This is a genomic window from Bordetella genomosp. 13, assembly GCF_007679965.1.
Classification (GTDB): domain Bacteria; phylum Pseudomonadota; class Gammaproteobacteria; order Burkholderiales; family Burkholderiaceae_B; genus Bordetella.
This window is the reverse complement of the sequence record NZ_VEHL01000013.1, coordinates 42207-55051: the sequence shown is the minus strand read 5'-3', so window position 1 is coordinate 55051 and position 12845 is coordinate 42207. Positions and strand designations below refer to the sequence as shown.

13 protein-coding genes are annotated in these 12845 nt (G+C 65.7%); 9 read left to right on the top strand and 4 right to left on the bottom strand.

Features of this window, described 5'->3' with window-relative positions:
- The first annotated feature begins 226 nt into the window (after window positions 1-226).
- From FS845_RS25125 to hpaI, 7 genes are all read left to right on the top strand, one after another.
- A complete protein-coding gene (locus FS845_RS25125) occupies window positions 227-1519 on the top strand; it encodes an MFS transporter (protein ID WP_144640939.1) in 1293 nt (430 codons plus the stop codon).
- Between the two features lie 134 nt (window positions 1520-1653).
- Window positions 1654-2469: a fumarylacetoacetate hydrolase family protein gene (locus FS845_RS25120; protein ID WP_144640937.1), complete on the top strand. Its 816-nt coding sequence runs from the start codon at window positions 1654-1656 to the stop codon at window positions 2467-2469.
- On the top strand, window positions 2469-2882 hold the full coding sequence (locus tag FS845_RS25115) for a nuclear transport factor 2 family protein (RefSeq protein ID WP_144640935.1): 414 nt from the start codon (window positions 2469-2471) through the stop codon (window positions 2880-2882). The genes FS845_RS25120 and FS845_RS25115 overlap by 1 nt, the downstream gene beginning before the upstream one ends.
- A 69-nt stretch (window positions 2883-2951) precedes the next feature.
- Window positions 2952-3965 carry an ornithine cyclodeaminase family protein gene (locus FS845_RS25110; RefSeq protein WP_144640933.1) on the top strand — a complete coding sequence of 338 codons (1014 nt, stop codon included), beginning with the start codon at window positions 2952-2954 and terminating at the stop codon, window positions 3963-3965.
- Window positions 3962-4768: a 2-oxo-hept-4-ene-1,7-dioate hydratase gene (hpaH, locus tag FS845_RS25105; protein ID WP_144640930.1), complete on the top strand. Its 807-nt coding sequence runs from the start codon at window positions 3962-3964 to the stop codon at window positions 4766-4768. Before FS845_RS25110 ends, hpaH begins: the two co-directional genes overlap by 4 nt.
- A 54-nt stretch (window positions 4769-4822) precedes the next feature.
- On the top strand, window positions 4823-5926 hold the full coding sequence (locus tag FS845_RS25100; RefSeq protein WP_222130026.1) for a hypothetical protein: 1104 nt from the start codon (window positions 4823-4825) through the stop codon (window positions 5924-5926).
- Between the two features lie 10 nt (window positions 5927-5936).
- Window positions 5937-6767 (top strand): 4-hydroxy-2-oxoheptanedioate aldolase, encoded by an 831-nt coding sequence (gene hpaI / locus FS845_RS25095; protein WP_144640927.1) that lies wholly within the window; start codon window positions 5937-5939, stop codon window positions 6765-6767.
- Window positions 6768-6959: 192 nt separating this feature from the next.
- Here the strand turns inward: hpaI and FS845_RS25090 are convergent, their stop codons facing one another.
- Window positions 6960-7871, bottom strand: coding sequence for a LysR family transcriptional regulator (locus FS845_RS25090; protein ID WP_144640923.1), 912 nt, complete (start codon window positions 7869-7871; stop codon window positions 6960-6962).
- Between the two features lie 177 nt (window positions 7872-8048).
- On the opposite strand from FS845_RS25090, the gene FS845_RS25085 reads away from it, so the two are divergent.
- Window positions 8049-8819 carry an SDR family oxidoreductase gene (locus tag FS845_RS25085; RefSeq protein WP_144640920.1) on the top strand — a complete coding sequence of 257 codons (771 nt, stop codon included), beginning with the start codon at window positions 8049-8051 and terminating at the stop codon, window positions 8817-8819.
- 9 nt (window positions 8820-8828) lie between these two features.
- Here FS845_RS25085 and FS845_RS25080 read toward each other — a convergent pair whose 3' ends face one another.
- The 3 genes from FS845_RS25080 to FS845_RS25070 all read right to left on the bottom strand — a co-directional run bounded on the left by FS845_RS25080 (window position 8829) and on the right by FS845_RS25070 (window position 12036).
- Window positions 8829-9560, bottom strand: coding sequence for a hypothetical protein (locus FS845_RS25080; protein ID WP_144640917.1), 732 nt, complete (start codon window positions 9558-9560; stop codon window positions 8829-8831).
- Window positions 9561-10073: 513 nt separating this feature from the next.
- Entirely contained in the window at window positions 10074-11261 is a 1188-nt protein-coding gene (locus FS845_RS25075; protein ID WP_144640915.1) for a restriction endonuclease, read from the bottom strand.
- 193 nt (window positions 11262-11454) lie between these two features.
- The gene (locus FS845_RS25070) at window positions 11455-12036 is read right to left on the bottom strand and encodes a nucleotidyltransferase family protein (RefSeq protein WP_260986441.1); all 582 of its coding nucleotides are present in this window, start codon (window positions 12034-12036) and stop codon (window positions 11455-11457) included.
- Between the two features lie 309 nt (window positions 12037-12345).
- On the opposite strand from FS845_RS25070, the gene FS845_RS25065 reads away from it, so the two are divergent.
- A complete protein-coding gene (locus FS845_RS25065; protein ID WP_222130025.1) occupies window positions 12346-12840 on the top strand; it encodes a sigma-70 family RNA polymerase sigma factor in 495 nt (164 codons plus the stop codon).
- Window positions 12841-12845 lie beyond the last annotated feature (5 nt).

The following is a 12845-nucleotide window of genomic DNA, read 5'->3' as shown; positions in this document are numbered from 1 at the left end:
TCGCGCCCAAAGTCTGCCTCCCTTTCTTCAGCGCCCGCCACGTCGCCGGCGCCTCGCGGGCTTCGCTGAATAATCCGAACTCGCTTATTCAACCCGTGCATGCCGCCCGTCGGGCCCGATTCATCCGGTGCATTTCGTTGATGCAGAACTTTCAGTGTTTCCGCGAAAAACGCTCTGATAAATTGGCCGCCACGCTATCCAGAAGAGAGACAGCGAGGAGACATACGTGGACAGTTCAATCGAGAACTACGCGGCGCACGGCACGCCCGACGACATGGCCAAGCGGGGCCAGAACCAGCGCAGCATCGCCCTGGTCGCAGCGACATCACTAGGCCTGGCGGGCGGGTACACCGCGCTGTTCGCCGGCACCACCGGGGTATTCCTGCTGCCCATCGCCCAGTCGCTGGGCGTGGGCCGCGGCACGGCCGCCAGCTGCATGGCGCTGGCCTCGCTGGGCCTGGCCGTCAGCTCGCCGGTGGCGGGCAGGCTGATGGACCGCTACGGCTACCAGCGCGTCATCGGCGTTTCCATCATCTGTTTCGTGATCGGCCTGCTGCTGCTGGCGGCGGGCCCGCTGACCACCACCGCGCTGGGCGCCAAGGTCTTCCTGCTGGGCCTACTGGGCGTGGCGACCTCGCCGGTCGGCTACCTGCCCATCCTGGCCTACGCCTTCGAGCGCCGCGTCGGGCTGGCCTTCGGCATCGCCTCGATCGGCGCGGGCATAGGCGCGGCCCTGGCGCCGCTGTTCACCGGCTGGATGATCCGCCATTACGACTGGCAGACGGCCTACCTGCTGCTGGCTGCGGTCGCGGCGGTCATCGGCTTTCTCGCCCACACCATGCTGCGGCGCATTCCCACCCAGGCACAAGCGGCCAAGGCGACGGCGGGCGCGGCCCCCGCCCTGACGGGCGATGCGCCCCGGACCGCCTTCACCAATCCGCGCTTCTGGCTGATCGGCCTGTGCGTGGCGTTGATCGCGGCGGTGGGCCTGGGCAGCATCGTGCACGTGCCGGCGCTGCTGTCGGACAACGGCGTGTCGCCCGAGATGGCGGCGGCCGGCGCGGCGTTCTCCGCCATCGGACTGACGATGGGCCGCTTCCTGGTCGGCCTGCTGCTGGACTACATTCCCGCGCGAGTGCTGGCCGCCGTGGTGTTCCTGCTGGGCGGCTGCGGCGTGGCCCTGCTGGGCACCGCGACGCACGAGACGCCCTACATGCAGCTTGCGCTGGGCGCGATGCTGACCGGCATGCTGATCGGCGCCGAAGGCGACCTGGTGCCGTTCTTCGTCAAGCGCTACTTCGGCCTGAAGAACTTCGGCGCCATCTACGGCGTGCTGATCTCGCTGTTCTGCCTGGGCACGATGTTCGGTCCCGCCGTGTACGGCCTGGCCTTCGACCGCTTCCGCAGCTATGACCTCGTGATGGTGACCGCCGGCATCGTGTGCGCCGTGTGCGCCGTGGGCATCCTGCTGATCGGCGCCTACCGCTATCCCGACCCGCACAAGGCGGCCCGCACCTAAAACATCCGGCGGCACGCCTGCGCAGAGCGAAGGCGTGCGGCCCAACCCGTAGTCATGTCCTCTTGGCGCAGGCCCTCCGCCCGCGCCCAGGCGGAGCTTTTCCGAAATTTCTGTTTTCCGTACTGGAGTCCGCAATGAAGATCGCAAGACTGGAACACGATGGCCAGGCCGTCTGGGGCATCGTCGCAGATGAATCCGTCGAACTTCTGCCCGGCGCCCGCAACTACGGCGACGCGCTGGCCGCGGGGGCATCGGCGGCCAAGCGCACCGCCTTGCCCATCGCGGGCGTGCGCTGGCTGCCGCCCGTCCTGCCCGATACCAAGATCATCTGCGCGGGCCTGAACTACGGCAAGCACGTACAGGAGATGGGTCGCAGCGACGCCGCCCATGCCTCGGTCTTTCCCCGGTTCGCCGATTCGTTCGTGGGCCATGGCGACGACGTGGTCTGCCCGAAGAACTCCGACCAGCTGGACTACGAGGCCGAGCTGGCGGTGGTCATCGGCAAGACCGCACGCCACGTGCCGGTGGAGCGCGCCCTGGAATACGTGGGCGGCTACACCTGCATGGCCGAGAACTCGGTGCGCGACTTCCAGATGCACAATCGCCAGGCCACGCCGGGCAAGAACTTCGAGCGCTCCGGCGCGCTGGGCCCGTGGATCGTGCCCGCCGATGCGCTGCCCGACCCGCGCGAGGTGCGCGTCATCGGCCGCCTGAACGGCGACGAGATGCAGAACGGGGGCCTGGACGACCTGATCTATTCCATTCCGGTCCTCATCTCCTATCTCAGCGCCTTCACCACGCTGCGCGCGGGCGACATCATCGCCACCGGCACGCCCGAGGGCGTGGGCATGACCCGCAAGCCGCCCCGTTATCTGCGCCCCGGCGACCGGTTCGAGGTCGAGGTCACCGGCGTGGGCGTGCTGCGCCACGGCACCCGGCAGGAGGCTTGATGATGACGACGACATCGCACTTCGATTGCCTGGAAGTCGTGTACGGCTTCTTCGACGCGCTCGACACGAATGCGCACGATCGCGCGCTGGCCCTGTTCGCCGAGGACGGCGTGTGGGAACGGCAGGGCAAGGCACTGGAAGGCCATGCGGCGATCAAGGCGGCGCTGGACGCGCGTTCGCCGCAGCGCCGCACCTTCCATGCCATCCTGAATCCCGTGGTCAGCCTGCGGGGCGAGAACCAGGCAACCGTGCGCTTCTACCTGATGGCCTACGAGGCGCACCTGGACCAGGACACGCCGCAGCCGCTCGCGCCCATCGGCATCCGCCGCTGCGAAGACCGCCTGGTCCATGACGGCCAGGCGTGGCGCATCGCGCGCAAGTCCAGCCAGGCCCATCTGCCCGCCGGGCGTTGACGGCTGCGGACGGCCTTCGTGGCGGGCATTGTCCGCCGATTCTGACTCTCCCAATTTGTGAAGACACACATGAAAGATACCGCTCTCTGGCTGACCGAAGCCGACGTCGCCGGGCACGTGCCCATGGACGACGCCATCGATGCGCTGGAACGCAACCTGATCGAGATCGCCGACGGCGCCGCCTTCAACGTGCCCAAGGCGCTGGGCTCCCTGGGCGACGGCGGCGGCGCCATGCACGCGCTGGCCTCGGCCTCGCCGCGCCTGGGCGTGTGCGGCTTCAAGACCTGGGTCCATACGCCCAACGGCGCCAAGGCGGTGTTCTCGCTGTTCGGCACGCAGGACGGCAGCCTGCTGGCCATGATGGAAGCGAACACCCTGGGCCAGATCCGCACCTCGGCCATGACGGCGCTGGGCACCCGCTGGCTCGCGCCGGCCCAGGCCGATGACCTGGCCATCGTGGGCACCGGCCGGCAGGCCATCGCGCAGGTCCATGCCATCAACGCCGTGCGGCCCCTGCGCCGTGTGCGCGTCTGGAGCCGCGACACCGCGCGCCGGCAGGCCTTCGCCGACAAGCTGCGCGCCGGCCTTCCCCAGGCCGACGTCACGGTGGCCGGCAGCCTGGAAGCCGCCACCGACGGCGCCTCGCTGGTCACCATCGTGACCCGCGCCACCGACCCTTTCTTCGAGGCCAGGCTGCTGGCCCCGCAGGCTCACCTGAACGCCGTCGGCGCCATCCTGCCGGCCAACGCGGAGTTCTTCCCCGACGTATTCGAGCGCGCCCGGGCGGTGGTCGTGGACGACCTGGACAACGCACGCCGCGGCTCGCGCGAACTGCGCGAACGATACGGCGCCGACGCGCCGCAATGGGCCGGCGTGCAGACCCTGTCCGACGTCATCAAGCGCGGCGGCCTGACCGATGGCGGCAACGGCGACGTCACGCTGTTCAAGGCCATGGGCATGGGCCTGTCCGACCTGGCCATCGCCGCACTGGCCTACGAGCGCGCATCGGCCAAGGCCGGCGCGTCGCGGACCGTGCCGCTGTCGGCCAACGCCTCGATCCGCTGGACCAAGGACGCCGCATGACGCTGACCGATACCCAGATCGCCGACCTGGCGGCCGAGCTGGACCAGGCCGAACGGACTCGCGTGCAGGTGCGCCATTTCTCGCGCCGCTTTCCGGACATGACCATCGCCGACGGCTACGCCATCGCGCGCGCCTGGTGTGGCCTGAAGCGGGCGCGCGGCCAGCAGGTGCGCGGCCACAAGATCGGACTGACCTCGCGCGCCATGCAGCAGGCCAGCCAGATCGACGAGCCGGACTACGGCACGCTGTTCGATGCGATGTTCTTCGACAGCGGCCACGACATTCCTTTCGAGACCTTCATCGCGCCGCGCATCGAGGTCGAGCTGGCCTTCATCCTGGCCCAGCCCCTGAAGGGCCCCAACGTGACGCTTTTCGACGTGCTGCGCGCCACCGAGTTCGTGACCCCGGCCGTGGAGATCATCGACGCCCGCATCGAACAGTTCGACCGCGAGACGCGCGTGATCCGCAAGGTCACCGACACCATCTCGGACAACGCGGCCAACGCCGGCATCGTGCTGGGCGGACGGCCCGTGCGCCCCGACGCGGTGGACCTGCGCTGGACCGGCGCGCTGCTGTACCGCAACGGCATCATCGAGGAATCCGGCCTGGCCGCGGCGGTGCTCGACCATCCCGCCCATGGCGTGGCCTGGCTGGCCAACCGCCTGGCCCAGTGGGACGAGGGCCTGCAGGCGGGCGAAGTGGTGCTCGCGGGCTCATTCACGCGCCCCGTGACGGGCGCGCGCGGCGACACCTTCCACGTCGACTACGGCGCCTTGGGCGCCATCAGTTTCCGGCTGGTCTGAAGAACCAGCCTGCTCATTCAAGAACTTGCTGTCGCGACAGCAGCGGAGAAACACATGTCCGAAACCCCCTATCACATGGTGAACGTCAGCGGCGCCGCGCCGGCGCCCGTCACCCATTGGGCGCCCGTGCTGGTGCCGCGCGAAGCCATCGAGGCGCAGGTCCAGCGCCTGCTGGACGAGCCCGCGCCCGAGGACGGCCGCCGCGCGGCCCTCATCGTCCACCCCGAATGCGTGGACGGCACGCAGGGCTTCGCGCCCGGCGTGGACGTCACCATCGAAGTGCTCAAGCCGGGCGAACAGACGCGCCCCATGCTGCGCAACTCCAACCAGATCCACTTCGGCATCCAGGGCTCGGGCGCCATCCTGGTCGGCAACGAGGCCCTGTCGGCGGGCAAATGGGACGTGGCTTCCATCCCGTCCATGCAGCCCTACAGCTGCAGGAACACCGGCAACGAACCATGGGTGCGCCTGGTCTATTCCAACGCGCCGCTGCTGCGCAAGCTGGGCGTGCACTGGTCCGCGTACGCGCAGGACGACTGGCAAAGCAAGGCCATCGCCTCGACGGCGGGCGTCAACGTCAACATCAATCGCGAGAACGCGCCCGATGTGCAGATCTCGGAAGAGGGCGCGCGCCTGCGCGGCTACGAGTACCTGACCGACATCGAAGTGGTCGAGAACCGGCCGCTGGTCTGGCCTTTCGAAGCGGCCCAGCCGCTGCTCTCGCATGAGCTGAACGACGGCAAGCGCAACATCATCCTGCTGTACAACCCGGCCACCGAACGCCGCAACGGCACCACGCACTCGTTCTTCGCAACGCTGTTCTCCGTGCCCGAGGGCGTGCCGCCCCGGCCCGTCACGCGCGGCCACAAGCACAGCTCCGTGGCGATCAACTACCACTTCGTGGGGCAGGGCAAGAGCGTGGTCGACGACGAGACGATCCACTGGAAGGCCGGCGACCTGCTGCTGTCCGGCCCGTCCTGGTCCGAGCATGCCCACTACTACGACGGCCACGGCGCCCAGGTACTGACCATCCAGGACCATCCCCTGCACATCGGCATGGAATCGCTGATCTGGCAGGAGCGCATGGACGGCCCCATCCTGAACCTGGGCTCGGAGGCCGGCCAGAAGGGCTACGTCGGCCCGCGCCAGGCGGGTTGAGGGGACGACGATGCAGATCCCGCGCAACACCTTTCGCGACGCCCTGCGCGCCGGCGAATCGCGCATCGGCCTGTGGGTGGGCCTGGCCGACGCCAACGCCGCCGAGCTGCTGGCCGGCTGCGGCTTCGACTGGCTGCTGCTGGACGGCGAGCACGCGCCCAACGACGTGCGCACCGTGCTGGACCAGCTGCGCGCCGTCGCCCCGTATCCGGTGCCCCCCGTGGTGCGCCCCGTGCGCGGCGACGTGGCGCTGGTCAAGCAGTATCTGGACGTCGGCGCGCAAACCCTGCTGATCCCCATGATCGACACCGCCGAGCAGGCCGAGAGCATGGTCCGCGCCATGCGCTATCCGCCTGAGGGCGTGCGCGGCATGGGCGCGGCCCTGGCGCGCGCCTCGCGCTGGAACCAGGTGCAGGACTACGTCAACCAGGCCGACGCGCAGATGTGCCTGCTGGTGCAGGCCGAGACCACCCAGGCCATGGAGAACCTGGATAGCATCGCGGCCGTGCCGGGCGTGGATGGGGTGTTCTTCGGGCCGGCGGATTTGTCCGCGTCGATGGGGTATCGGGGGCAGGGCGACCATCCCGCCGTGCGGCAGGCCATTCTGGATGGCATTCGGAGGGTTCGCGCCGCCGGTCGTGCGGCGGGCGTGCTGATGGCGGATCCGGCGGTGGCGCGCGTCTACCTCGACGCGGGGGCTCAATTCGTGGCCGTCGGCGTGGATACGTCCTTGTTGGTGGGCGCGGGGCGGGCGCTGGCGCGGCGGTTCAAGGCGGGGGGAGAGGCGGGGGCGGTCGAGGGTCGAGCGTCTGGCGGGGATGTTTACGGGGCTGCGTCGTAAGTTGTGCCGTGCGAGGCTGGCGGGTGCGGCGGCCTACCGAGGCGGGGGCATGCGAAGCCGGTACCTCTGGCGGAGATTCTCGCCGCGTAGGATTGGAGGCAGGGCCATGCGAAGCCGGTGCTTCTGGCAGAGACTCTTGCGCCAGACCCGGAGGGCAGCGCTGGAGCGAAGTCAGCGCTCCAGCGGCGCTTCTTACTGCGCTGTTTCGTCGCGAGGCGACTGGAACAGCTCCAGGAAAATGCCGCGCAGCCACGTGTGCGCCGGATCATCGTCATGCCGCGTGTGCCAGTACATGTGCACGTCGAACACCGGCCCGGGAAAGGGCAGGGGATGGATCTCCAGCGAGGCCCGTCCGCCCAGGTGCCGGCCGATGCGCGAGGGCACCGTGGCCAACAGGTCGGACGTGCCGATCACCTCGGGCAGCGCGAAGTAATTGGGGATGCGCAGCATGATCTTGCGCGACACGTGCAGGTCCGCCAGGTTCTCTTCCACCGGATCGTCCGGCGGCATGATCATCGCGTGATAGCTCTGCTCGAAAACCTCGCGGGTAAGCGGCTTCATGCGTCCGCGCTGCTTGCGTCGCAGCACCACGCAGCCGTCCTGGAACAGCGACTGCTTGCGCATCGTCTGCCGCGGCATGTTCAGGTGACCCACCGCAATGTCCACCTCGCGATCCCGCAGCATGCGCTCATAGCTGGAACGTGGGGCCTGGAAGATGGCCAGCTTCACTTGCGGGGCTTCTTCGCGCAGCCGGCTCATCAGCGCCGGCGCCAGCAGCATCTCGCCCACGTCGGACAGCAGCAGGCGGAACTCCCGCGTGCAGTCCTCGGGCCGGAAGTTCGACGAGTCGATCAGCGAGTCCTTGATCGTCTCCAGCGCGGCCCGCACGGGCGGCGCCAGGCGCTCGCAACGCTCGGTGGGCTCGAAGCCGCTGGGCGTGCGCACGAACAGGCGGTCGGAGAGGGCTTCGCGCAGGCGGGCGAGCGCGTGGCTGACCGCGGGTTGGCTGAGATTGACCTCCTTGGCTACCTCGGTGAGGTTTCTCAGGCGATAGACGGAGTCGAAGATTTTCAGGAGATTCAGGTCCAGTTTGTTGATGTCCATGGGCGTCTCCTTTTGTGTTTTTTCATTGGCCTTGTCGTGGCGGCGCTGGGGTGCTGCGGTGCTTCATTGCTTCGATGCGTCGCCGCTTTGTTTCGTTGTCGCATCGTCGCATCGCATCGCGTGGCGCGCGCGCGGCAAGGATAACGCGTGGCGTCATGCCCGCATACGGAGTTCATCATGTCTGAAGTATCCGCAGCATCCACTCGGCAGCAAGGCCTTTTCGTCATCACCGGCGGCAGCCGCGGCATTGGCGCGCAGATCGCGCGAATGGCCGCGCGGACGTATCCGGTGGTCATACTTTACCGGCAGGACGCCGAGGCCGCTGAACGCCTGGTGAAGGAGATCGAAGCCGTCGCCGGTCGGCAGGCCTGGGCCATCCAGGCCGACGTGGGCGATGAGGCGGCCGTGTGCGACGCGTTCCAACGCATCGATGCATTGGGCAAGGTGGCGGTGCTGGTCAACAACGCCGGGCTGACGGGCGGCGTGTCGCGCCTTGCCGACCTGCGCGGCGATGCGTTGGCGCAGGTACTGCAGGTAAACGTGTTCGGGGCTTTCATCGCCGCGCGCGAGGCGGTTCGGCGGATGTCCACGCGGCAGGGCGGCGAGGGCGGGGTGATCGTCAACGTGTCATCGGGCGCATCGGTGATGGGCGCGCCGGGGACCTGGGTGCACTACGCGGCATCCAAGGGCGCGATGGATACGATGACGGTGGGATTGGCGAAGGAGCTCGCGGGCGAAGGCATACGCGTGAATGCCGTGCGGCCGGGGGTGATCGACACAGAGATCCATGCGCAACGCGCGCCGGAGGCGTTGGCGGCGATGGTCAAGGCGATCCCGATGGGGCGGATGGGGACGGCGGAAGAGGTGGCGGAAGCGGTGCTATGGCTGGCATCGCCGGCTGCGTCGTATGTGACCGGGTGCTTGATGGACGTACGGGGTGGGTTTTGACAGGGGGAGTTATCCGTGCACGCCGCCTGGAATAGCAACAGGCCGCGAAAGTGCTTCTGTGAACTCGTCTTCCGATAGTTGCAGCCAGGTGTAGCCGGCCCGCTGCGCCTGGCGTTCGAGGGCTTGCAGTAGCGCCTCTTTGAAATCGGATGCGAGGAACAGCACGCCGAACACGTCACCATCTACGCCGGGGCGGAGCACGCCAACGACGCCCATCGCTCGTAGGTCAGGTAAGTGTTCCGCCCAATCGCCGTCATCGTAGTAAATGGACAGCAGTTTGCTGCGATCGATGTCGGGCGGTGGAGCATCGGGCTTTGATAACAACACGAACTGGCCCTGGAGATCCCAAGACCATTCGCCTTCGTGAAACAGCGTTGCCGCCCAGTCGGCATGGCGAGTCGACACCATGTTGATTCCGCGTTGAGGGCGGCCTAGGATTCTCCTGGCGAGGTTCGCCAGGCTCTTGTGAGGCAACGTCCGTACTTCCGTACCGTCTTCAGTGGCCCAGTCGGTTGATGCTGTGCGCGCTGGCGCCGCTCGTTGGAAAGTGACGCGAGCGACAGACGTCAATGCTTCGGCAAGGTGGGCACCGACAGTCGGCGGCATGCCGCCGTCGATCTGCGGGCCGATGTTCCAGCCGAATAGTGCGACGTCGCCTGCGGCGGGTAGCAGCCTGTCTAACTGCCATTTCTTCTCGCGAGGACAGAGGCAGGCGAGGAAGGTTTTTTTGGCATGGCGCATAAATCAGACCGGAGGTGACGAGACGCCTAGCCAAACATGAGGATGCTAATACTCAGGGTCGACGATAGGGCGGTCTTGAAGTAGAGGCTAATGGGACGCGCGCATATGTGAGCTGGTGCCTGCCCAGCCTGCGGAGTTAATACGAGATGTATAAACGTAAGCTGAGGGTAGGTGGTACGACTGACTGCAATCGACCCGCAGCGGCCACTCGCTTCACCCGCCAAGCCAACTCAGATCTGCCATCCGCATAGCACCGTGCAGGATTCGTCTACGTCGCCAGTGTTACGGCGCAATCAGGTTGGATCGACATCTGCTGTATTCACTGATGCTTCCATTTCGACGGATCCAGACGTATGCGAGAGCTTGGCCGACACTGACGCTCCTCATCGGCAGATGCAGTCTGCTCGACACGTCGTTGCCGTGAAGCAGTCAGCCATGACCTGCCGCTTGTGGCCGATAGTAGCCTGCGACGAACAACTGCACTCGCAACATGACCCACGTCGGTGCCCTTGCTCATTTACTGTCGTCATCGAGTTCGCGGAACTCTTCAGGGAAGTACTCGACGCGGCCGTCCGTCATCGTTTGGGCATAGAAAGATCGTCGCCCCCACTGACCAATGGTCTCAACCTCGGCGATATACCCTTTGAAAGGACCGTGCCTCCCGGGAGCAAACGGAGCGTAGACGTGCGGAGTTCGCACGTATTCGTCGCCGAGGTCGTCAATATCTAAGATGTCCTCAAACGGCAAGATACCGACGACTTCGAGCCATGCCTTGTTTGCCTCCGGAATCTTGTCCCAGAACTCATAGATGGGCTGCCGTTTCTCATAGTGCAGGTCTTCGCCCAACCAAGGGTCATCGTGTGCACGGCCTCTCGCATCATTTATAGCCATCGCCGCGTCCCATGATTTGCCGTCGTCAGAGAGGTACGCGAAGTAGCGCTGCACGCAGAACTTGAGCCCATCGTGCGACATACCGCGGTACGGCCACACCATCCACAACGGATTCTTCTTGAAGTGAACGAGGTCGCCCGGGTCCGGGTAGTCCGTGGCATCGGGGGAGCGCAGCAATATCGACGCGTGGGACTGGTCTTTCAGCATGCGGTTCGCCTTCCTCTTCATTGTTAGGCGGGCCCGCAGGTCGGCTCGTTGGGAGCGCCGACGGATGGAAAGTGAAAAGCCGAAGTAGGCAAACAGAAGGTGATCGTTCTCGGGGCGGAAGAGCCTATCCTCGAGCTCAGCCTTGCCCCACAGATGCCACTCCTCCAAGTTCATCTCACGGCACTTCTTCGCGAAGTGGTCGCGGGCCGTTTTTGAGAAATCGCAGGCCGCCGTGAACACAAGTCCGTGCAGCTTCTCATCCGGGCCTAGCACGGTGTCTTCCAAGTACTTGACCAACGCCTTAGGCCCAATTGCCCGCTCACGTTTGCACTGAATGAGCCAGAGCCTGTCATCGTTGCCCTCGTTAAGAGTCGATGGCTCCTCGACCGTTTCGCCTTCTTCCGGTGAAGCAGAGGGCTGAGCGTCACTAGCGACGATTTCGTAGCCTCGAGCATCGAACCCATCGTCGCTGCCTGAACGCCCAGTGGCCTCGAGTCGCCGCCATGGCTTGAACTCGTAGGCCATCTGTCGCACAAGGTCTTCGAATCTCTTCGGATCTAGGTCTTCGAAGTGCAGGGGTCCAATGGTGCGAGTGGTGGCCATGCTGCACGATAGCAGTTGGGCTGAGCCAGCGATACTCCTGCGTGGAAAGCTACGCTGGACACCGAATGGCTGAGGCAGATTGTTTATGGCCGCGAACGCCAGCTATCCCGAGAATACTGGGGCGCTACCGACGGACTGCTTTTGGCCGACAGCAGCCTATCGAAGAAGTAGACGTCACCTACCGCCTGACTTGCTACGGCATGCAAATCGTCACCCCCGGCCATCGTGCGCCAAACTGCTTCGCTTGAATCCGCCTGGCAAACGTGCTCGCACTGGCACGGCGAGGGTTGTGTCGAACGCGCAGTTCGAACAGATCATCCAACCCGTGCGGTGCAATCAAGTTCACGAAGCCTTGCTCATCCAAGTACACCCCGACGCAGGTTGCATACTCGGGCCATGTCCCCACGCCATCTTGCAACGATGTCAATGGCGGTACGGGCTTTCCCGATGCGTCGACAAGCCACTCATGCACGTTGGCTTGATTCGTGACTTCCCAGCAAACGCCGGGAAGCAGGATGGACAGCCGCGCTTGCAATTCACCATCCAGCTTCGACGCTGCGCCTGCATCGAAGTAAGCGACATCCACGTCGCCCACCTTGGTTGGCTCCGCGAATCCATGCAGCGCGTCCCAAACCATTGTGCGAATGACCCCGGCGCCTATGCACCAAGAGGACAGGCCGAGTGAATGCACCGCTCGCAACGCGGCCATCAAATAGTCGGATGTCTGGACCAACTGGCAAAGTCGGGCCTCATAAGCTGACTGATTGTCTGCCACGGTATTGGTAGGCTCGCTGCGGAGAGGGCGGTGATCGAGTATACGTATGGCCGCTCAATATCCGCGTATTGGCTTGGCGGCCGTCGACCATAGCTGTCGGCACTGCCTCCCCTTCCGAATTGCGTCGCTCACCGGAGAGCCCGAAGAGGTCAGGCGCGGAGGCCGCTTCCCGCGTCCACCTAGGAGGCCCCCACGCCCGACCTGCTTCCGTAGCCAGCCAGAAAGGCGCCCCGAACACGAACCATCACGTTGATGCATAATTAGCACTGTTTCTCATTACTGTTTGATACCTGAGCAGGGCTGTCGACTGTGCACGATCAACGTTCCACACTCGAAATCGAAGCGCTATACAACGCGCACCACGGCTGGCTGCATGGCTGGCTGCGCGGCCGCATGGGCAACAGTTTCGACGCCGCGGATCTGGCTCAGGACACGTTCGTGAAATTGCTGGCCAACGAAGAGCCCCTGAGCATCCGGGAGCCTCGCGCACTGCTCACCACCATCGCCAAGCGCGTGGTCGCCAACTTCTATCGGCGGCGCAAGGTCGAGGAAGCCTATCTCGCCGCGCTGGCCCTGCTGCCCGAACCCGAGGTGCCCAGCCCCGAGACGCGCGCCTTGCTGCTCGAAACCCTGTTCGAGATCGACAGGCGTCTGTCGCAGCTGAAGATGGCGGCGCGCAAGGCTTTCCTGATGCATCAGGTCGAAGGCATGACGCAGGTGGAGATCGCTCAGGCACTTGACGTGTCGGTGGCCACCGTGCAGCGCTATCTCGAACGCGCGGTCCATCAAGTCTGCTTCGGTTGATCGCG